Source organism: Ruegeria atlantica (assembly GCF_947495585.1).
GTDB lineage: Bacteria > Pseudomonadota > Alphaproteobacteria > Rhodobacterales > Rhodobacteraceae > Ruegeria > Ruegeria atlantica_G.
Map to the genome: position 1 here is coordinate 177,953 of NZ_CANLZK010000002.1, position 19,723 is coordinate 197,675.

Annotated in this window: 17 protein-coding genes; 12 read left to right on the forward strand and 5 right to left on the reverse strand. The window is 58.3% G+C overall.

What is annotated here, in order from left to right; genetic code table 11:
* Positions 1-13 precede the first annotated feature (13 nt).
* Both QMP16_RS06635 and QMP16_RS06640 read right to left on the reverse strand, forming a co-directional pair.
* Positions 14-763, reverse strand: a complete 750-nt coding sequence (locus tag QMP16_RS06635; protein WP_282151717.1) for a GntR family transcriptional regulator — start codon at positions 761-763, stop codon at positions 14-16.
* On the reverse strand, positions 750-1,625 hold the full coding sequence (locus tag QMP16_RS06640; RefSeq protein WP_282151718.1) for a BadF/BadG/BcrA/BcrD ATPase family protein: 876 nt from the start codon (positions 1,623-1,625) through the stop codon (positions 750-752). The genes QMP16_RS06635 and QMP16_RS06640 overlap by 14 nt, the downstream gene beginning before the upstream one ends.
* Positions 1,626-1,794: 169 nt before the next feature.
* On the opposite strand from QMP16_RS06640, the gene QMP16_RS06645 reads away from it, so the two are divergent.
* The 7 genes from QMP16_RS06645 to QMP16_RS06675 all read left to right on the forward strand — a co-directional run bounded on the left by QMP16_RS06645 (position 1,795) and on the right by QMP16_RS06675 (position 9,925).
* Positions 1,795-2,682 carry an N-acetylmuramic acid 6-phosphate etherase gene (locus tag QMP16_RS06645; RefSeq protein WP_282151719.1) on the forward strand — a complete coding sequence of 296 codons (888 nt, stop codon included), beginning with the start codon at positions 1,795-1,797 and terminating at the stop codon, positions 2,680-2,682.
* A gap of 25 nt (positions 2,683-2,707) precedes the next feature.
* Complete coding sequence (locus tag QMP16_RS06650; RefSeq protein WP_282151720.1) at positions 2,708-3,961, forward strand: ABC transporter substrate-binding protein; 1,254 nt, start codon at positions 2,708-2,710, stop codon at positions 3,959-3,961.
* A gap of 72 nt (positions 3,962-4,033) precedes the next feature.
* Positions 4,034-4,948, forward strand: a complete 915-nt coding sequence (locus tag QMP16_RS06655; RefSeq protein WP_058275594.1) for a carbohydrate ABC transporter permease — start codon at positions 4,034-4,036, stop codon at positions 4,946-4,948.
* A gap of 10 nt (positions 4,949-4,958) precedes the next feature.
* On the forward strand, positions 4,959-5,798 hold the full coding sequence (locus tag QMP16_RS06660; protein WP_058275926.1) for a carbohydrate ABC transporter permease: 840 nt from the start codon (positions 4,959-4,961) through the stop codon (positions 5,796-5,798).
* Positions 5,795-6,829, forward strand: coding sequence for a Gfo/Idh/MocA family protein (locus QMP16_RS06665; RefSeq protein ID WP_282151721.1), 1,035 nt, complete (start codon positions 5,795-5,797; stop codon positions 6,827-6,829). Before QMP16_RS06660 ends, QMP16_RS06665 begins: the two co-directional genes overlap by 4 nt.
* The gene (locus tag QMP16_RS06670; RefSeq protein WP_282151722.1) at positions 6,826-7,821 is read left to right on the forward strand and encodes an ABC transporter ATP-binding protein; all 996 of its coding nucleotides are present in this window, start codon (positions 6,826-6,828) and stop codon (positions 7,819-7,821) included. Before QMP16_RS06665 ends, QMP16_RS06670 begins: the two co-directional genes overlap by 4 nt.
* A gap of 214 nt (positions 7,822-8,035) precedes the next feature.
* On the forward strand, positions 8,036-9,925 hold the full coding sequence (locus tag QMP16_RS06675; RefSeq protein ID WP_282151723.1) for a PhoX family protein: 1,890 nt from the start codon (positions 8,036-8,038) through the stop codon (positions 9,923-9,925).
* 52 nt (positions 9,926-9,977) lie between these two features.
* On the opposite strand, the gene QMP16_RS06680 is transcribed toward QMP16_RS06675, so the two are convergent.
* Positions 9,978-10,544 (reverse strand): tetratricopeptide repeat protein, encoded by a 567-nt coding sequence (locus QMP16_RS06680; RefSeq protein WP_282151724.1) that lies wholly within the window; start codon positions 10,542-10,544, stop codon positions 9,978-9,980.
* A gap of 30 nt (positions 10,545-10,574) precedes the next feature.
* The gene (locus tag QMP16_RS06685; protein ID WP_058275736.1) at positions 10,575-11,063 is read right to left on the reverse strand and encodes an Lrp/AsnC family transcriptional regulator; all 489 of its coding nucleotides are present in this window, start codon (positions 11,061-11,063) and stop codon (positions 10,575-10,577) included.
* Positions 11,064-11,165: 102 nt separating this feature from the next.
* Between QMP16_RS06685 and putA the strand changes: the two genes are divergently transcribed.
* Positions 11,166-14,567, forward strand: coding sequence for a bifunctional proline dehydrogenase/L-glutamate gamma-semialdehyde dehydrogenase PutA (putA, locus tag QMP16_RS06690; RefSeq protein WP_282151725.1), 3,402 nt, complete (start codon positions 11,166-11,168; stop codon positions 14,565-14,567).
* Positions 14,568-14,609: 42 nt separating this feature from the next.
* Positions 14,610-15,353: a rhomboid family intramembrane serine protease gene (locus QMP16_RS06695; RefSeq protein WP_282151726.1), complete on the forward strand. Its 744-nt coding sequence runs from the start codon at positions 14,610-14,612 to the stop codon at positions 15,351-15,353.
* A 7-nt stretch (positions 15,354-15,360) separates the two neighbouring features.
* Here the strand turns inward: QMP16_RS06695 and QMP16_RS06700 are convergent, their stop codons facing one another.
* Positions 15,361-16,182: an IclR family transcriptional regulator gene (locus QMP16_RS06700; protein WP_282151727.1), complete on the reverse strand. Its 822-nt coding sequence runs from the start codon at positions 16,180-16,182 to the stop codon at positions 15,361-15,363.
* A gap of 190 nt (positions 16,183-16,372) precedes the next feature.
* Between QMP16_RS06700 and bhcA the strand changes: the two genes are divergently transcribed.
* Genes bhcA through bhcC form a run of 3 tightly spaced genes read left to right on the forward strand, consistent with a single transcriptional unit; the run spans position 16,373 to position 19,721 of the window.
* The gene (bhcA, locus tag QMP16_RS06705) at positions 16,373-17,563 is read left to right on the forward strand and encodes an L-aspartate--glyoxylate aminotransferase BhcA (protein WP_282151728.1); all 1,191 of its coding nucleotides are present in this window, start codon (positions 16,373-16,375) and stop codon (positions 17,561-17,563) included.
* An 11-nt stretch (positions 17,564-17,574) separates the two neighbouring features.
* Positions 17,575-18,546, forward strand: a complete 972-nt coding sequence (bhcB, locus tag QMP16_RS06710; protein WP_282151729.1) for a beta-hydroxyaspartate dehydratase BhcB — start codon at positions 17,575-17,577, stop codon at positions 18,544-18,546.
* Between the two features lie 11 nt (positions 18,547-18,557).
* Positions 18,558-19,721: a 3-hydroxy-D-aspartate aldolase BhcC gene (gene bhcC / locus QMP16_RS06715; protein ID WP_282151730.1), complete on the forward strand. Its 1,164-nt coding sequence runs from the start codon at positions 18,558-18,560 to the stop codon at positions 19,719-19,721.
* Positions 19,722-19,723 lie beyond the last annotated feature (2 nt).

The window sequence follows — 19,723 nt, forward strand, 5'->3', positions numbered from 1 at the left end:
CCGGTCCTTCCGGTTATAGGCGCAATTCAGCGACAAAGTCATAAGCGTCGCCGCGGTAGAGCGACCGCGTCAGTTCCGCGACCCGCCCGTTTTTCAGAAATGAGATACGCTCGATGTTCAGCCCCGCCGCACCTTCGGGCACCTCCAGCAGTTCGGCCTCTCGCGCAGCAAGATTGAGGGCTGAGATCTTTTGGACGGCGCGCACCGGGCGGCAGCCCAGACCATCAAGCACTTCGTACAGAGACGTCGTGACTTCGATCGGATTCGGTAGAATATCCAGAGGCAGCGCAGCACGTTCCAGCGCCAAAGGACGCCCGTCCGCCTCACGCAGGCGGTAAATGCGGGATATCTGCTCACCCTCTGACAGATTCAGCGCAGTGACCTCTTCCGGGGTTGGCGCAAATACTCCGCGCTCCAACCATTTTGACGTCGTCTCCATCCCCCGGCTCGACATATCTTCGGTGAACGAGGTCAGGTGTTTCAGCGATTGTTCAACCCTTTGAACACGTTCCCGAATGAAGGACCCTGACCCCTGACGCTGCTCGATTACGCCTTCCTGCACCAACTCCTGAATCGCCTTGCGCACGGTTACGCGGGACAACTCAGTAATTTCCACCAGTTCCCGTTCGGATGGCAGCGATGAGTTCGGCGCAAGGACGCCCGTATCGATCCCCTCTTGCAACCTGCGCCGCAACTGCACGTAGCGGGGACCATTTTCCGAGGTCAGCCAAAGATCAGAGCGTAGGAATTCAGCAATGCTCATGCGGGACCTCCTTCGCCAAAGCCAGTGCCCCGGTCAACGGCTCACCCGATGGAGGGCGTATCTCTGACTGCATGGCAGCAGGCAGATAGTGCGCATAATGCGGAGAGATACCGCCGGTCAGGCAGATCGCGACTTCTGGCTGCCATCCGAGACGTGCCGCCATATCGGCGATGTAAGTAGCACCGGCCTGCATAATTTTTTTGGCGACGTCGTCTCCGGAAACTGCTGCAGTGGTAACCATCGGGGCCAACGCGCCGAACTCTGTCGGCGTCGCCCGCCCGGCAAATTCGACGATCCCTGCACTACCGCCAAAATCATCCAGCAATTTCTGCGTAAGATCGCTAGTGACCTGAATTCCATCCACGGAATTCAATGCTTCTGCCAATGCAAAACGACCAACCCATTGCGCGGACGCTTCATCCCCCAATACTGGCCCCCACCCCCCGGCAAACCGCATCACCCGATCCTTCTGCGAAGCAACAAAGGACCCAGTGCCACAATGGGCGATCAAGCCGTTCTGAGACGCGAGCGCACCCCGCAGCGCGGCTGGTCGATCATCGGAAACGCACGCCCGCGTTAGGCCCAGCGCGCTCTGCACGCGACGGGCAATATGGTCATCTGTGACGCCAGCCAATCCGACAAAGGCGGGCAACTGTGTCAGGTCCTGAACAGCTACAGCAAGCATTTGCGCAATTTGGGTGATCCCCGATTTCATCTGCAGAACGGACGCATCGAAATCTGTCGAGACATTGGCGGCCCCGGTTTCAACAGAATGGACAATACCAGCGACTTCACATGCAACCCGGCATCGGGTTCCGCCACCATCTATGGCCAGTACAGCATTGCTCAGAGACTCAGTCATGACAATACCATTATAATACCTATTTGAATTTAGGAAGGCCAAAATAGGCCGATTTCCGCAGCTTTTCTCTGTTATGATACAGAATACGTTGATTTCCACTGGAAAAATAAATTTATGGACAAGTGGTATTGAATAGGTATTGTATTGAGAACCGCAAAGGGGGATTCTTTTGACGCTGCCGCCGACCGAACAACTGCATCCAGACGCCAACAAGCTGGACCCACAAGACCCCGTCGCCTCTGCTCGGGCGCTGGTTGAGGGGCAGATTGCAGCCGCGACCTCAGCGCGTGGCGCATTGGACGCGATCGCGCGAGGCGGCAACGCCATGGCGCAGACCATCCGCGCCGGCGGCGTGCTGCACTATGTGGCCGCAGGCTCGTCCGGATTGATGGCCGCTGCCGACGCGCAAGAGCTGGGCGGCACCTTCTCAATCCCTGCGAACCAACTCCGTATACATATGGCAGGCGGCCTGCCTACCGGTGTCGAAATGCCCGGAGGCGCAGAAGACGAAGCCGACGGACTAGCGGACGCGCTTTCGACCCTGCAACCGTCGGATACGATCATCGCGGTGTCCGCAAGCGGATCAACGCCATACACCTTGACCGCCAGCAATATCGCACAGTCACAGGGCGCAACTGTTATCGGAATTGCCAATAACGCAGGAAGCCCTTTGCTGGAATGCGCGGATATTCCGATTCTTTTGGCAACGCCGCCGGAATTGATCTCGGGCTCGACGCGCATGGGCGCAGGAACGGCCCAGAAAATCGCCCTGAACATGCTGTCATCGCTCATGGCATTGCAACTCGGCCACGTTCACGGCGGCATGATGGTCAACCTACGCGCCGATAACGACAAGCTGCGCGCGCGGGCAACTGGGATCGTCGCGCGGACCGCCAAAGTTGATACCGAAACAGCAAGGCGCGCGCTGGACGCCGCAAACGGGGACGTGAAGCCGGCGGTTTTGATCGCGGCGCGCGGCATGTCACCCAAGGATGCCTCGACCGTTCTGGATGCAAGCGACGGAGTTCTGATATCCGCGCTGGAACAAGATAATTGACTGCTAACCAACTGGGAGAACACGAATGAAACGCAATAGCCTGAAACTGGCCTTACTGGGCACGACCCTGATGGCTTCAAGCGCCTATGCCGAGGACGTCACGCTGATCATCGAAAGCTGGCGCAATGACGACCTGACGCTTTGGCAGGAACAGATCATCCCGGCGTTCGAAGCCAAACATCCGGGGATCAAGCTGCAATTCACCCCGTCAGCTCCGGCGGAATACAACGCTGTGCTGAACTCGAAACTGGATGCGGGTTCGGCCGGTGACCTTATCACGTGCCGCCCGTTCGACGCCTCACTCGCACTGTTTGAGGCGGGGCACCTGAGCGATCTGTCTTCGGTCGAAGCGATGAGCAACTTCTCGGACGTGGCCAAATCGGCATGGCAGACGGATGACGGCTCGGCTAGCTTCTGTGTTCCCATGGCGTCGGTGATCCACGGTTTCATCTACAACAAGGATGCGTTTGCCGAGCTGGGCATCGACGTGCCGACCACCGAAGACGAGTTCTTTGCTGCACTCGACAAGATCAAGGAAGACGGCACCTACATTCCGATGGCGATGGGCACCAACGATCAGTGGGAAGCCGCCACAATGGGCTACAACAACATCGGCCCAAACTATTGGAAGGGCGAAGAAGGTCGTCAGGCCCTGATCGCGGGCGAACAGAAACTAACGGACGAAGCCTGGACCGCGCCTTACGCCACACTGGCGCGCTGGGGTCAGTATCTGGGCGACGGGTATGAGGCGCAGACCTATCCCGACAGCCAGAACATCTTCACCCTGGGCCGGGCTGCAATCTACCCAGCCGGGTCGTGGGAAATCGCTGGCTTCAACACACAGGCCGACTTTGAGATGGGCGCGTTCAAGCCGCCGGTCCAAAACGCGGGCGACACCTGCTATATTTCTGACCACACGGATATCGGCATCGGCATGAATGCTGCTTCCGAGCACCCCGAGGCTGCTGAGACCTTCCTCGCGTGGGTCGCAAGCCCCGAGTTTGCCGAAATCTTTGGCAACGCCGTGCCGGGCTTCTTCCCGCTGTCTAACACTCCGGTCGAGCTAGCAGATCCGCTGGCCAAAGAGTTCGTCGGTTGGCGTGATGAATGTGAATCGACCATCCGTTCGACATATCAGATCCTGTCGCGCGGCACGCCGAACCTTGAGAACGAGACCTGGGGCGCATCCGTTGCCGCCATCAAGGGCGCCAACAGCCCCGAAGAACTGGGCGCAGACCTGCAAAAAGGCCTGTCCACCTGGTACGCTCCGCACCAGTAAACCGTGATCTGACACATACCCGGGCGGTAGTGATCGCCCGGGTATCCCCGACACCCCATTGAAAGCAGTCCCATGAACCGCCCCCGCTTCCGCTGGCATATCCTTGTGTTTCTTGCACCGGCCGTTCTTGTTTACACGGCGGTGATGATCTTCCCGCTGTTCAACACGCTGCGTCTGGCGCTCTATACCGAGATTGACCAAAGCCGTGTGTTTGTTGGATTGCAGAACTTTCAAACTCTGTTCTTTGATCCGATCTGGTCCGAACAGTTCTGGAACGCATTGGGCAATAACTTCTGGTTCTTCCTGATCCACATGCTGGTTCAAAACCCGATCGGGATCGCCTTAGCCGCCCTGCTCAGCCACCCGCGCCTGCGGTTTGCGGCCTTGTATCGGTCGGCGATCTTCATTCCCACCATCCTGAGCTTTGTGATTGTCGGGTTTGCCTGGAAGCTGATCCTCTCGCCGATCTGGGGCATTGCGCCGTCTATGCTGGATGCCGTCGGGCTCAAGTCGCTGTTCGCCCCGTGGCTGGGAAAAGAGGAATATGCACTGACCACACTGGCGCTAATTTCGGTCTGGCAGTTTGTCGGCATCCCGATGATGTTGATCTACGCCGCCTTGCTGACCATCCCAGAAGAAATTCTTGAGGCTGGAGAGATTGACGGTATCACCGGAACCGCGGCCTTCTGGAAGATCAAACTGCCGCTGATCCTGCCTTCGATCGGGATCATCTCGATCCTGACCTTCGTGGGGAATTTCAACGCATTCGATCTGATCTACGCGTCACAAGGCGCGCTGGCGGGACCGGACTTCTCGACCGATATTCTTGGGACCTTCATGTACCGCACATTCTTTGGCTTCCAGCTGCAACTGGGTGACCCGCATATGGGTTCGGCAATCGCCGGGGCGATGTTCGCCATCATCCTTGTGGGTGTCTGTATCTACCTGTTCGGCATCCAGACCCGGATGCGCCGGTATCAATTGTGAGGGCCACGCGATGAACAAAGCACGTCATAACCCCCTCAACATGGTCGCGATGCACGGCGCGCTGATCCTGTACACACTGATCGCGCTGTTTCCGGTCTTTGTTATCCTGATCAACAGCTTCAAATCCCGCCGCGCGATCTTTCGCGAACCACTGGCCCTGCCCAATGCCGACAGCTTCTCGATGATCGGCTATGAGACGGTGATGAAGCAGGGAGATTTCTTCCTGTATTTCCAGAACTCGATGATTGTCACCGTGGCATCGCTGTCCTTCATTCTGTTGTTTGGCGCGATGGCCGCCTATGCGTTGTCGGAATACCAGTTCAAGGGCAACCTGATCATGGGGCTGTATCTGGCGCTGGGGATCATGATCCCCATCCGCATCGGCACCGTGGCGATCCTTGAGATGATGGTGGCGACCGGGCTGGTAAACTCGCTCTGGGCGCTGATCCTTGTATACACGGCCCAGGGATTACCATTGGCCGTATTCATCCTGTCCGAATTCATGCGACAAGTCAGCGATGACCTGAAGAATGCCGGGCGCATCGACGGATTATCCGAATACACGATATTCTTCCGCCTTGTTCTGCCTCTGGTCCGGCCCGCGATGGCGACCGTGGCCGTGTTCAACATGATCCCGATCTGGAACGACCTTTGGTTCCCGTTGATCCTGGCCCCAGCGGAAGAAACCAAGACCCTGACGCTGGGAAGCCAAGTGTTCATCGGCCAGTTCGTGACCGATTGGAACGCGGTCCTGTCGGCCTTGTCGATGGCCATTCTGCCGGTGCTTGTCCTGTACGTCATCTTCTCGCGCCAGCTGATCCGCGGCATCACATCCGGAGCAGTCAAATGACCCGCGTACTGATTGCAGGCCTTGGTAACATGGGTTTGAGCCACGCGCTGGCGCACCATCACCATCCCGACGCGCAGATCGTTGGTTTGGTGAACCGGTCCGGCCGTGTGGATCACCCGGATCTCATCGATTACCCGGCCTATTCCGATTTCGACACGGCGCTGGCTGAAACGAAACCCGATCTGGTCGTGGTCGCCACCTACTCTGATAGCCACGCGGATTTCGCCTGCGCGGCGATGGAGGCTGGCGCACATGTGTTTGTTGAAAAACCGCTGGCCACTAATGTCGCCGACGCCCGGCGTGTGGTCGAAACAGCAACGCGGCTGAATCGTAAGCTGGTGGTTGGATATATCCTGCGCCATCACCCCTCTTGGATGCGGCTGATTGACGAGGCGCGCAATCTTGGCGGGCCCTACGTGTTCCGGTTGAACCTGAACCAGCAGTCGTCAGGCGCGGAATGGGAAACGCATAAGGCACTGATGCAGACGACTTCGCCCATTGTCGATTGCGGCGTGCACTATGTCGACGTGATGTGCCAGATCACCGACGCGCAGCCCGTCCGGGTGCATGGTATGGGCCTGCGCCTGTCGGATGAAATCGCGCCGGATATGTATAATTACGGCCAGTTTCAGGTGGTCTTCGACGACGGCTCGGTCGGCTGGTATGAGGCCGGATGGGGGCCGATGATGTCTGAAACCGCGTTCTTCGTGAAAGATATCGTTTCGCCCAACGGGTCGGTCTCGATTACCGATGGGAACAAGGGTGCGTCTGCCGACATCGACAGCCATACCAAAGTCGGCGGCTTGCTGGTCCATACACCGCAAGGCGACCACACGATCGAGATGCCGGACGAACCCGGCCATCAAGACCTTTGTGATGCTGAGCAGGCTTATATGCTGCGCGCCATCGCCGAAGATATCGACCTGACCCGTCATATGAATGACGCCGTCCAATCGCTCGCCATTTGTCTGGCTGCGGATCAAAGCATCCGAACCGGCCAGCCCGTTTCCCTTGAGGAGCCCGCATCATGACCGCCCTGACGCTGAACAATGTGAACAAGTCCTTTGGCAACGTGCATGTCCTGAAAGACATCACGCTGGAGGTTGAAGAAGGCGAATTCGTCGTCTTTGTCGGACCGTCGGGCTGTGGCAAGTCCACCCTGCTGCGGGTGATTGCGGGGCTAGAGGATGCATCATCCGGTGAGATCAACATTGGCGGGCAGCAGGTCAATCTGGTGCCGCCATCCAAGCGCGGGATCGCGATGGTGTTCCAAAGCTATGCGCTCTATCCCCACCTCAGCGTTCGGGGCAATATGACCCTTGCACTGAAACAGGAAAAGCAGCCCAAATCGGAAATCGAAGGCCGCGTCGCCAAGGCCAGCCGGATGCTGAACCTTGAACCCTATCTGGACCGCTACCCGTCCGAGTTGTCAGGCGGCCAGCGCCAGCGTGTCGCCATTGGGCGCGCCATTGTGCGTGAACCTAAACTGTTCCTGTTTGATGAGCCGCTGTCCAATCTGGACGCCGCCCTGCGGATGAACACACGGATCGAGATCGCCAATCTGCACCGGGCACTGGATGCATCAATGATCTATGTGACCCATGATCAGACCGAAGCGATGACGCTGGCCGACAAGATCGTTGTTCTGCGCGATGGTCGGGTTGAGCAGATCGGTAGCCCGATGGAACTGTACAACAACCCCGCAAATCAGTTCGTCGCCGGGTTCCTGGGCTCACCTTCTATGAACTTCCTGCCTGAAGCGTTAGTTCAAGAAAGCGGTCAGAACACGATCGGAATTCGCCCCGAGGACCTGTTCCTGTCAGATGACGGCCCGCTTGCCGCGCGTGTCAGCCATGTGGAAAAGTTGGGCGGAGACACCAATGTGATAGCCAAAGTTCAGGACCACGACGTCACAGCCCGTTTGTTTGGCCAACATGCCATCGCAGAAGGTCAAGAATTGCGATTCGGATATGCATCCGAGAAGGCCTATCGCTTTAACGAAGCAGGGCAGCGGCTGGCTTAAACCTGCATTTCGCTGGGATCACGCAACCTGATCGTCACAACAACATTTTACCAAGATAGCAAGCGCGGCTGGCAGAAAGCTTTGGTATGCTTTCGCCAGCCGATTGCTTTTTCTTGAGGGCCAAATGAAGTCATTAATAATGTTGTTAAGAACATGTCACAAAGTCGCCCTACATGCCTTTCATCGACTACTCTAAGACAGCCAGGAGCCATTCATGAAAGACGTTGATAACACCACCCTGTCCGCCGACGATTGGGACGAGCTGCATTTCCCCCGCCCCGAAGAAAACGATTTTGATCGCGTCGTCGAAAACGCCATCTCGCGCCGTGGGTTTCTGGCTGGCGTAGTGGCCTTTGGCTCGGGTGCCGGCGCAATGGGCACGGGCCTGCTGGGCTCAACTGCAGCACACGCTGTTACGGCCTCGCGCTTTGCCTTTACTCCGATTGCCGCACAGACTGACGGCACTGTTCACGTACCTGAAGGCTATGAGTGGAAGGTTATGACGCGCTGGGGCGACCCGCTGTTTTCCGATGCCGACGGCTATGACATCACCGATGGTGGCCCGATTGAGAAATCGGATCGCATCTTCGGCGAAAACACCGACGGGATGGAGACCTTCTCGTTCCAGGGTCACGAGCTGATCGCGATCAACCACGAATATCCGAACCGCAAGATCAACATGCCCGCCGCTCAGGAAGGTGTTCCGGCCAGCGCCGAGGACGTTTTGAAACTGCAGAACATTCAGGGCGTGACCGTGATGGAAATCACCGAAGGCCCCGATGGCTGGTCGGTCGTCAAGGACAGCCCTTTCAACCGTCGTATCCACCACAATACGCCGATGAAGATCGTTGGCCCGGCCGTAGGTCACGACCTGCTGAAAACTGAAGCTGATCCGACCGGAACCACGTCGCTAGGTACGATGAACAACTGTGGTGCGGGTAAAACTCCGTGGGGTACCTACCTGACCTGCGAAGAGAACTTTAACGGCTACTTCGGGTCTAGCGATGAAAACGCCACTTACGACCAAAAGGTTGCAGATGGCTTCAAGCGCTATGGTGTGAAGGCCGAAAGCTGGAACGGCTATGAACTGTTCGATGCTCGTTTCGATACGTCGAAAAACCCGAACGAGCCGCACCGCGCGGGCTGGATCGTCGAAATCGACCCGACCAAGCCCGACAGCACGCCGGTCAAGCACACCGGTCTGGGCCGTTTCAAGCACGAGAATGCCGAGGTCACTCTGGCCGCAGATGGTCGTGTTGTTGTCTACATGGGCGACGATGAGCGGGGCGAGTACCTGTACAAGTTTGTTTCGAACGGCACCTACCAACCGGGAGGTGAAACCGAGGGCCTGCTGAACGACGGCACGCTCTACGTCGCCAAGTTCAACGACGACATGAAGGGCGAATGGCTGGCTCTGACACCGGAAACCACCGGGATGGACGAAGCCGATATCGCAGTCTTTACCCGTATGGCCGCGTCCAAGGCCGGCGGCACGACCATGGACCGCCCTGAATGGGTCGCATCCAGCCCTGTTGCGGTAGAAGCGTATTGCTGTTTGACCAACAACAAGAACCGCGGCGTGAAGGCTAACGCCGGTGGAGATGACACCTCGGTCAACGCCCCCAACCCGCGCGAGGCCAACAAGTACGGTCAGATCGTGCGCTGGCGCCCCGCAAATGACGACCACGCCGCCGAAGGGTTCGATTGGGACCTGTACGTGATGGCGGGCAATCCGACGGTTCACTCGGACGATCGCGCCGGCTCGGCAAACGTGAATGAAGGGAACCTGTTCAACTCGCCCGATGGCATGGTGATAGACTCGACCGGGTTGATCTGGATCCAGACGGACGGCAATGACGACAATGAAGGAGACTTCGCAGGCAACGGCAACAACCAGATGCTGGTTGGTGACCCGATCACCGGCGAGATCGCGCGTTTCATGACCGGCCCGAACGGCTGTGAGGTTACCGGTCTCGCCTGGTCCAGCGATCTGCGCACCATGTTTGTCGGCATTCAGCACCCCGGCAGCAATTGGCCGGACGGCGGCACGCCACGGTCGTCGGTTATAGCAATCAAACGTACCGATAACGGTCTGGTCGGCTAATCCCCACAAAACCTATACGCCCCCGACCTTGCGGTTTCGGGGGCGTTTTGTTTCAAATGTCCTCACCCGGTATGGCAAGTGGCCCACCCGGTGCCATGAGATGGCGCTCTGAAAGCCACGGGTTCAGCTCCAACGCCTGAGACAACGCTTCTCGCGCCTCGTCCATGCGCTGTAGTCCCATCAGGGTCAGCGCACGGCCACTGATCGCGGCGACGTGGTTGGGAGACAGCTCGATTGCCTTGTCCAAGTCAGGCAGCGCGGATTGAAAATCCTGGCGCAGGTAGTGGGCGAATGCGCGTTGGTTGTACCCTTCCGCGTAGGACGGGCAGTACGCGACCAGCTTGTCAAAGTCTTCAATCGCGCCCAGCAGGTCCCACGCATTTCGGCGTGTCATGCCTCGATCCAGAACAGCCTGCGCGCTTTCGTCCGGGGCATCGGTCCAGAACTCCCATAACTGACCGGACAGTGCACGAGCGGACTGTTCGGTTTCAGCGCTTTGTATCTGTTCCAGAACCGCCGATACATCTGCGGAATGGTCTGGCGCGACAGGGCAGTCTTGCGCATTGGCCGCAAAAACGGTCGCAGCATAGAAAATTGAGGCGTAAGCAAAGCGTTTCATGCGCCAATGGTGACGCGTGCAACGTGTTCGTCAACCCATCGCATCCAAGGCCCCAGACATCCCGGTCTCTTTCACAGCCTCCATCGCGACAAAGGTTGAAGTGCTGGCGACATGCGGCAATGATGAGATCTTTTCGGCCAGAACCGCGCGGTATTCCGACATAGACCCGGTGCGAATTTTCAGAAGATAGTCAAAATTCGACGCAATCATATGGGCTTGTTCGATCTCAGGCACTTTACGAACGGCCGCGTTGAAATCGGCTAAAGCTCTCTCGCGCGTGTCAGTCAATCGGACTTCGACAAAGGCTACGTGGTCCAAACCAAGGCGAATGGGGTCCAGCAAGGCACGATATCCGGTAATGATGCCATCAGCCTCAAGTCTCTTCACACGTGCTTGAGTTGGGGATTTCGAAAGCCCGATACGCCGCGCGAGATCGGCGATGGGGATCCGGCCGTCCTCGGCCAGAATCGCCAAAATTGATGTGTCAAACCGATCCAGCCCCGGAAAGTCTTTTTGCATCGCCCAAACCTCAAAAAACAGGCTGATCGCCTGACGAAAGACAAAACTAAGGCAATCGTCCCGAAAAATCGACACTATATTACTCAAAAGACCGGAGGACACATGTCACACAGCCTGCGCGCCCGCATTGATGCCAAAACCTATGCCGATCCGTCGAGAATTCTTGACGCGTTGATCGCAAATGCTGATCTGAGCGAAGCCGACCGCGCCGCGATCTGCGCGGCTGCGGCGCAATTGGTGCTTGATATCAGGTCCAGCACCTCACCCGGTATGATGGAAGTGTTCCTGGCCGAATACGGCCTGTCCACCGACGAAGGCATCGCGTTGATGTGTCTGGCCGAGGCGCTGCTGCGCGTACCCGATGCCGACACCATCGACGCGCTGATCGAGGACAAGATCGCCCCGTCGGATTGGGGCAAGCATCTGGGTCAATCCTCATCATCTCTGGTCAATGCGTCCACATGGGCCCTGATGCTGACAGGCAAGGTGCTGGATGAAGACAAGACCTCTCCGGTCGGTGTCTTGCGCGGCGCGATCAAACGGCTGGGCGAACCCGTGATCCGAACGGCCGTAGGGCGCGCGATGAAGGAAATGGGTCGCCAGTTTGTCTTAGGCGAGACCATCCAATCCGCCTTGGACCGCGCCAGCGGGATGGAGGCTAAGGGCTACACCTATTCCTATGACATGCTGGGCGAAGCCGCGCGAACCGAAGCCGATGCCGCCCGCTATCACCTGTCCTACTCACGGGCGATTGCTGCAATCGCCGAAGCCTGCATTCACGACGATATCCGGGCCAATCCGGGGATTTCCGTCAAGCTGTCGGCGCTCCATCCACGCTATGAGTTGGCGCAAGAAGCAGAAGTCATGGAAGAACTGGTGCCCCGGTTGCGGGCGTTGGCCCTTTTGGCCAAGGCGGCAGGTATGGGCTTAAATGTGGACGCTGAAGAAGCAGATCGCCTGTCCTTGTCTTTGCAGGTGATCGAGGCGGTGATGGCCGAACCGGCCCTGGATGGTTGGGACGGCCTGGGTATCGTCGTTCAGGCTTATGGCCCGCGTGCCGGGATCGTGCTGGACACACTGTATGACATGGCTGGGCGTCACGATCGAAAGCTGATGGTTCGTTTGGTCAAAGGGGCCTACTGGGATACCGAGGTCAAACGAGCTCAGGTTGAAGGCATCGATGGCTTTCCCGTGTTCACCCGCAAGGCGGCCACGGACATTTCTTACATCTCGAATGCGCGCAAGCTGCTGGGTATGACCGATCGAATTTACCCGCAATTTGCCACCCACAACGCCCATACGGTCAGTGCGATCCTTCACATGGCCGATGACCAGCCATTCGAGTTCCAGCGCCTGCATGGAATGGGCGAAACCCTGCACCAGCTTGTCAAAGACCAAAACAACACACGTTGCCGGATCTATGCGCCGGTCGGGGCGCATCGGGACCTGCTGGCCTATCTGGTGCGGCGTCTGCTGGAGAACGGTGCAAACTCATCATTCGTAAACCAAATTGTAGACGAGAACGTTCCACCGGAAGAGGTCGCCGCTGATCCGTTCCTGACCATTGTGGATCAGGTACGACCGCTGCCAACCGGGCCGGACCTGTTCCAACCGGAACGCGTCAATTCGAAGGGTTTCGACCTTCACCACACCCCGACATTGGACAAGATCGACGCCGCGCGGGATGCTTTCCGAGCGCACCATTGGTATGCCCAGCCGCTGCTGTCCGGCGATGCAAGCCCGGAACAGGACCAACCGGTCACCAATCCGGCCCAACCACAGGATCGCCCCGGAGCAATCGCCCCTGCCAGCGCCGAGGATGTCGAGCTTGCCCTGAATTCCGCGGCACCGTGGCAGGCACCACCAGCAGAACGGTCGCGTATCTTGAATACTGCTGCCGATCTATATGAGGCTCATTTTGGCGAGCTTTTCGCCTTGCTCGCGCGCGAGGCAGGTAAGTCCCTGCCCGATGCCGTTGCCGAACTACGTGAGGCGGTCGATTTCCTGCGCTACTACGCTGCGAACATTCCCGATGCGGAACCGGCAGGCGTTTTCACCTGCATTAGCCCTTGGAACTTCCCGCTCGCTATCTTCACAGGCCAGATTTCAGCGGCCTTGGCCACAGGCAACGCAGTTCTGGCCAAGCCCGCACCGCAAACGCCACTGATCTCACATCGGGCCGTTCAAATGCTGCACGAGGCCGGCGTTCCCCGCGATGTGCTGCAATTATTGCCCGGCGGCCCGTCCGTTGGCGCGGCGTTGACTTCTGACCCGCGCGTATCCGGCGTGGCGTTTACCGGATCGACGGCGACCGCGTTGAAAATACGCGCAGCCATGGCTGACAACCTGCGCCCCGGCACGCCTCTGATCGCCGAGACCGGCGGGTTGAACGCGATGATCGTGGACAGTACCGCCCTTCCTGAACAGGCCGTTCAGTCTATCATCGAAAGCGCGTTTCAATCTGCCGGACAGCGATGTTCCGCCTTGCGGTGTCTCTATGTCCAGGAAGATATCGCCGACGATTTGCTGACAATGCTAACCGGTGCAATGCAGGCTCTCCAGGTCGGAGATCCTTGGTTGATCTCAACCGATTGCGGACCGGTTATTGACGAGACCGCGCGCCAGGGCATTGCAGATCACGTTGCCAATGCCCGCGCCGCAGGCTGCGTTTTAAAGGACACGCCCATACCGCCCGAAGGGACGTTCATCGCCCCGACGCTTATCGAGATACCCGGCATTTCCGCGCTGAAGCGTGAGATTTTTGGCCCTGTCCTGCATGTCGTTCGCTTCAAGGCATCTGAGATTGATCAGGTGATCGCCGACATTAACGCAACCGGGTACGGGCTGACCTTTGGCCTGCATACTCGGATCGACGACCGCGTACAGCACATCACCGAGGCAGTGCACGCCGGAAACATCTACGTCAACCGAAATCAGATTGGTGCCATCGTAGGATCTCAGCCATTTGGCGGTGAGGGGCTTTCGGGCACAGGCCCCAAGGCGGGTGGGCCAAATTACATGACGCGGTTCTGCGCCCCGGACCAGCAGCAATCCGACAAGCAATGGGATAGCCCGATGAGCGAGCTTCCGGATGTTCAAGGTACGCCCGCACCGGTGCAGACCCAATCCCTGCCCGGCCCGACAGGCGAATCCAATCGGTTGAGCGAATTCGCACGCGCGCCGTTGCTGTGCATGGGCCCCGGAGCCGAGGCCGCGCGCGCGCAAGCCGACGCTGTTCAGGCGCTGGGGGGAACGGTCATTCAGGCGACCGGTTCGCTAGACTTGCATCGGTTGGAGAACGTGACCGGGATATCGGGCGTTCTTTGGTGGGGCGATGACGATACAGCGCGTGAGATCGAACGTCACCTCGCCCGCCGGGACGGTCCGATCCTGCCGCTGATCCCCGGCCTTCCGGACCGCGCACGCGTTCTGGCCGAGCGCCACCTGTGCGTTGATACAACAGCCGCGGGCGGCAACGCCGCATTGCTTGGGGGTGCGGCGTAAGCATGCCTTGACGCTGGGCCGGGAAAAGCCCAGCGTCCCCTCATGTTTCCAATCCGCGACCATAACCCTTCGGGGCGAACACCCTATGTCGTCTATCTGCTGATGGCGGCCAATATCCTGATATTCCTCAGCTATGTGGGTATCATGAACGATGCTCGGCTGATCAATCAGCTATACTACGACTATGCGATTATCCCGGCGCGGATCACGGACGGCTTTGCGTTTGAGACGCTGGTGACCTCGATGTTTCTGCACGGAGGTTGGATGCATCTGGCCGGAAACATGCTGTTCCTGTGGATTTTCGGCGACAACCTCGAAGATGAAATGGGCCACCTGCCCTTTCTGCTGTTCTATACTGCAGCCGGAATCGGGGCGGGTCTGATCCATGTTTTCACAGCGCCGGGCTCGGTCGTGCCGACCATTGGCGCATCCGGTGCGATTGCGGGTGTCATGGGTGGTTACCTGCTGCTATTCCCAAAGGCCCGCGTGGATATCCTGCTTATTCTCATCGTGTATTTTCGCATATTCACAATACCTGCCTTTGTCATGCTGGGGGTCTGGCTGGCTATGCAGTTCTTTGGCAGTCTGGCCAGCAACCCGGATGAAGGCGGGGTGGCCTATTGGGCGCATACGGGTGGTTTTTTTGTGGGCCTGATCTTGTGCATCCCAATTTGGCTGCGGCGTGGCGGTACTGATTTTTGGGGCCGCACCCACGGCCATCCGCCGCATCCTGAACACAAGTACAGGCTAACTCAGTCCCGTATTCCCCGCGTACCACGCAAGTAGCAGGGCTTCAGGGTTTCGGTACCTGGCCGCCGCTTAGGTGGGTGATTTCCCGCGCTGCGGCCAGAACCAATTCACCCAACGCATGCGCACGATCCGCGCCAAACCGAGCGGTCGGACCCGATACCGAGATCCCTGCGCATGGCTCCCCCCGGTCATTGAAAATCGCCGAGCCGATACAGGACATGCCCTGATATCTTTCTTCCCGGTCATGCGACCAGCCGCGTGCACGGGTCTTGGCAAGATCTTGTTGTAATCCGTCGCCCGGTATCTGCGTGTTCGCGGTGAATTCCACCGGATCAATCGCCCCCAGCGTTTTCGCCAACGCCGTTTCGGTCATCGCGGCAAGGATCGCCTTGCCAGTGCCAGAGGCATACATCGGCGTTCGTGCCCCGGGCGGGAAAAAGGCGCGAATGGGGTTCGGAGTTTCGACCTGCCCGACGAAGACCACCTCGGACCCATCCGGCACCGCCAGGTTGGCGGTCTCACCGCTGTCCTGCATAAGACGTCTGAGGATTGGCCGCCCGATTTCAAGCACACTGTTACGGCGCAGGAACGAAGCGCCGGTCCGGTATGCCTCGATCCCGATCATCCATTCCTGACGTTCGTCGTCAAAGGCCACAAAGCCGTGTTTCTGCAAGGTCACCAGAATGCGGTGCGTCGTGGCCGTCGGCACATCGATCTCGCGTGCCAGATCGCTGAGCGCTGCGCGTTCCAACCGGGCCACCGTTGTCAAAACGCCCAGCGCCCGATCCAGCGATTGCATGGTCCCGGCCGAGCTTTCCTTGAACAGGGATTTGGGCCTGCCGCGCGGTCTTTTCTGATTGTCCATCACCCTACTCCCTTGCACAACGCCAGAATATTTCTGAACCGTTCATTTTTGAGGTCAAAAATTGAAAAACGATAAACTGCATAATTACAGTGAGTTAAATATTTAATCGCAAAAATGAAAATATTTTTCAAGAAAATTGCACGCCGTGAGGTTTTCCCGGACACTTACATCCAAAGCGGAGGAATAACAGATGTCCAACCAAAACCCGGTTTTCATACCCGGCCCAACCAACATTCCAGACCGGTTGCGTCTTGCCATGCAGGTCCAAACGCAGGATCACCGCGCGCCGGATTTTGTCGAAACCTTTGCACCTGTCCTTGAGGACACGAAAAAGGTGTTCGGTACCACGACTGGTCAGATCGTGACCTTTCCATCCAGTGGCACAGGTGGGTGGGAAGCAGCCGTAACCAACACACTCAGCCCCGGCGACAAGGTTCTGGTTGCACGCTATGGCGTGTTCAGCCATCGCTGGATCGACCTGTGCGAGCGGCATGGGCTGGACGTTCAGATTGTCGAGTGCCCTTGGGGCACCGGCGCACCCGCTGATCAGTTCCAGGCCGCTTTGGCCGATGACACCGCGCATGAAATCCGCGCCGTTCTGGTGACCCACAACGAAACGGCGACTGGTGTACGTTCGGACATCGCCGCGGTTCGCCAAGCGATGGATTCGGAAAACCATCCCGCGATGCTGTTTGTCGATTGCGTCAGCTCTTTGGCCTCGATGCCGTTCGAATTTGACGCTTGGGGTGTAGATATCGCCGTATCCGGGTCGCAAAAGGGGTTCATGCTGGCGACCGGCATGGCAATTCTGTGCGTTAGCCCAAAGGCAAAGGACGCGATGAAAAGCGCGAAGCTGCCGCGCACTTTCTTTGACTTCGACGATATGATGGCAGCCAATGCATCGGGCGGGTTTCCCTATACGCCGCCGCTGCAATTGATCTACGGCATGCGCGAAAGCCTCAAGATGCTGTTCGAAGAAGGGCTTGAGAACGTTTATGCCCGGCATTTCCGACTGGCCGAAGGTGTGCGCCGCGCCGTTGACGCATGGGGGCTGAAACTGGTCGCGCAATCGCCCGATCTGTATTCTGACACTGTCAGCGCGATCTACGTGCCAGACGGGTATGATAGCAACACACTTACTGACCACGCGTTCAACGCTTATGGCGTGTCCTTTGGTATTGGACTGGGTCAACTGAATGGTAAGGCGTTCCGCATCGGCCATCTGGGCAGTCTGACGGATGTGATGGTTCTGTCCGGCCTCAGCACAATCGAGATGGCGATGGCCGATCTGAACTATCCGATCACTTTGGGCAGCGGGGTCGCGGCGGCGCAGGATTTCTATCGCACCGGCCCATCTGACCGCGCCCAGGCCGCAGCCTGAGGAGGATGGAAATGCTGGATCACATCCCCGCAGCGGATCTGACGATCGACGAAATGCGCGCCGCGCATGAACGGATCAAACCCTTCATCCGGCGCACGCCGATCATGGAGTCGGATTATTTGAACGACCTGACCGGAGCGCGGCTGTTCTTTAAATGCGAGAACTTCCAAGAGGCTGGTGCGTTCAAAGTACGCGGTGCGAGCAACGCGGTTTTCGGCCTGAGTGATGATATGGCGACCAAGGGCGTTTGCACACACTCCAGTGGCAACCACGCTTTGTCCCTGTCTTATGCCGCCGGACGGCGGGGTATTCCCTGCAACGTGGTGATGCCGCGCACTGCGCCGCAAGCCAAGAAGGACGCCGTGCGTCGCTATGGCGGGACAATCACGGAGTGCGAGCCGTCAACCTCATCCCGCGAGGCGACCTTTGCCGAAGTGCAGGCCAGAACGGGCGGAGAGTTCGTGCACCCTTATAACGACCCGCGCGTCATTGCGGGTCAGGCCACTTGCTCGGCCGAAATGTTGGAGCAGACAGACGGAGTGGATGCGGTCATCGCCCCGATCGGAGGCGGGGGCATGGTCTCGGGCACGTGCCTGACTGTTTCGAACCTGGCCCCCGACACCGCGATCTATGCCGCCGAGCCAGAACAGGCGGACGACGCATACCGGTCCTTCAAAGCAGGTCACATCATCGCCGACGATGCGCCAAAAACGATCGCCGACGGGCTGCTGGTGCCGTTGAAAGAGAACACGTGGCACTTCGTGTCTCGAAACGTGACCGACATTTTCACCGCCTCTGATGCCGAAATCATCGAAGCGATGAAACTGACTTGGAAATACCTGCGCGTCGTGATGGAGCCGTCATCGGCCGTGCCTCTGGCAACCATACTCAAGAACCCGGACGTATTCCGCGGCAGGCGCGTTGGTGTGATCGTGACCGGCGGCAACGTGGATCTGGACAAACTGCCCTGGCTGAAAGGGTAAGGAGGAACGACATGAACAAACCTGTGAACATCAAAGAACTGGAAGTCGGGTTCGACATCCCCGCTGCCATCGGCATGGATGAAAGCGAAATCCAGACCCCTTGCCTGATCCTGGATCTCGATGCGCTGGAGCGGAACATCAAGAAAATGGGCGATTATGCCAAGGCTCACGGGATGCGCCACCGCGTACACGGCAAGATGCACAAATCCGTCGACGTCGCCAAGCTACAAGAACAACTCGGCGGTGCGGTTGGCGTCTGCTGTCAAAAGGTATCTGAGGCTGAGGTATTCGCGCGGGGCGGCATCAAGGATGTCCTCGTGTCGAACCAGGTCCGCGACCCGGCAAAGATCGACCGATTGGCGCAACTGCCCAAATTGGGCGCGCGCACTATTGTGTGCGTAGACGACATCGACAATGTCGCCGACTTGTCCAAAGCTGCTGTCGATCACGGCACGGAACTTGAAGTCTTTGTGGAAATTGACTGTGGCGCAGGTCGGTGCGGTGTGACCACGACCCAAGCTGTTGTCGATATAGCAAAGGCAGTCAACGAAGCGCCCAACCTGAAATTTACCGGCATTCAGGCCTATCAAGGCGCGATGCAGCACCTCGACACCTATGATGCGCGCAAAGAGAAGCTGGATACAGCCATCGCCATGGTCAAAGACGCGGTTGACGGTTTGAAAACCGAAGGCATCGACTGCGAGTTGGTTTCGGGTGGTGGCACAGGGTCGTACTACTTCGAGAGCAATTCAGGCGTTTACAACGAGTTGCAGTGCGGATCCTACGCCTTCATGGATGCGGATTATGGGCGCATTCTGGACGAGAACGGCAAGCGGATCGATCAGGGCGAATGGGAAAACGCGCTGTTCATTCTGACCAGCGTGATGAGCCATGCCAAGACTGACAAGGCCATCTGCGACGCCGGCCTCAAGGCGCAATCGGTCGATAGCGGCCTGCCCTTCATCTTTGGGCGCGACGATGTGGAATACCTCAAATGCTCGGACGAGCACGGTGTCATCGGCGACCCCGACGGCGTTTTGAAGGTGAACGACAAGCTTCGGCTTGTGCCCGGACATTGTGATCCCACCTGCAACGTCCACGATTGGTATGTCGGCGTGCGCGACGGCAAGGTCGAGGCTCTGTGGCCCGTGTCGGCCCGCGGAAAGGCTTATTGATG

Coding starts and splice junctions, on each gene's coding strand:
- bhcA (WP_282151728.1), top strand. CDS start 16,373: ATGTCCAACCAAAACCCGGTTTTCATACCCGGCCCAACCAACATTCCA.
- QMP16_RS06670 (WP_282151722.1), top strand. CDS start 6,826: ATGACCGCCCTGACGCTGAACAATGTGAACAAGTCCTTTGGCAACGTG.
- QMP16_RS06650 (WP_282151720.1), top strand. CDS start 2,708: ATGAAACGCAATAGCCTGAAACTGGCCTTACTGGGCACGACCCTGATG.
- QMP16_RS06700 (WP_282151727.1), bottom strand. CDS start 16,182: ATGGACAATCAGAAAAGACCGCGCGGCAGGCCCAAATCCCTGTTCAAG.
- bhcC (WP_282151730.1), top strand. CDS start 18,558: ATGAACAAACCTGTGAACATCAAAGAACTGGAAGTCGGGTTCGACATC.
- QMP16_RS06640 (WP_282151718.1), bottom strand. CDS start 1,625: ATGACTGAGTCTCTGAGCAATGCTGTACTGGCCATAGATGGTGGCGGA.
- QMP16_RS06655 (WP_058275594.1), top strand. CDS start 4,034: ATGAACCGCCCCCGCTTCCGCTGGCATATCCTTGTGTTTCTTGCACCG.
- QMP16_RS06685 (WP_058275736.1), bottom strand. CDS start 11,063: ATGCAAAAAGACTTTCCGGGGCTGGATCGGTTTGACACATCAATTTTG.
- QMP16_RS06695 (WP_282151726.1), top strand. CDS start 14,610: ATGTTTCCAATCCGCGACCATAACCCTTCGGGGCGAACACCCTATGTC.
- bhcB (WP_282151729.1), top strand. CDS start 17,575: ATGCTGGATCACATCCCCGCAGCGGATCTGACGATCGACGAAATGCGC.
- QMP16_RS06665 (WP_282151721.1), top strand. CDS start 5,795: ATGACCCGCGTACTGATTGCAGGCCTTGGTAACATGGGTTTGAGCCAC.
- QMP16_RS06675 (WP_282151723.1), top strand. CDS start 8,036: ATGAAAGACGTTGATAACACCACCCTGTCCGCCGACGATTGGGACGAG.
- QMP16_RS06635 (WP_282151717.1), bottom strand. CDS start 763: ATGAGCATTGCTGAATTCCTACGCTCTGATCTTTGGCTGACCTCGGAA.
- QMP16_RS06660 (WP_058275926.1), top strand. CDS start 4,959: ATGAACAAAGCACGTCATAACCCCCTCAACATGGTCGCGATGCACGGC.
- QMP16_RS06680 (WP_282151724.1), bottom strand. CDS start 10,544: ATGAAACGCTTTGCTTACGCCTCAATTTTCTATGCTGCGACCGTTTTT.
- putA (WP_282151725.1), top strand. CDS start 11,166: ATGTCACACAGCCTGCGCGCCCGCATTGATGCCAAAACCTATGCCGAT.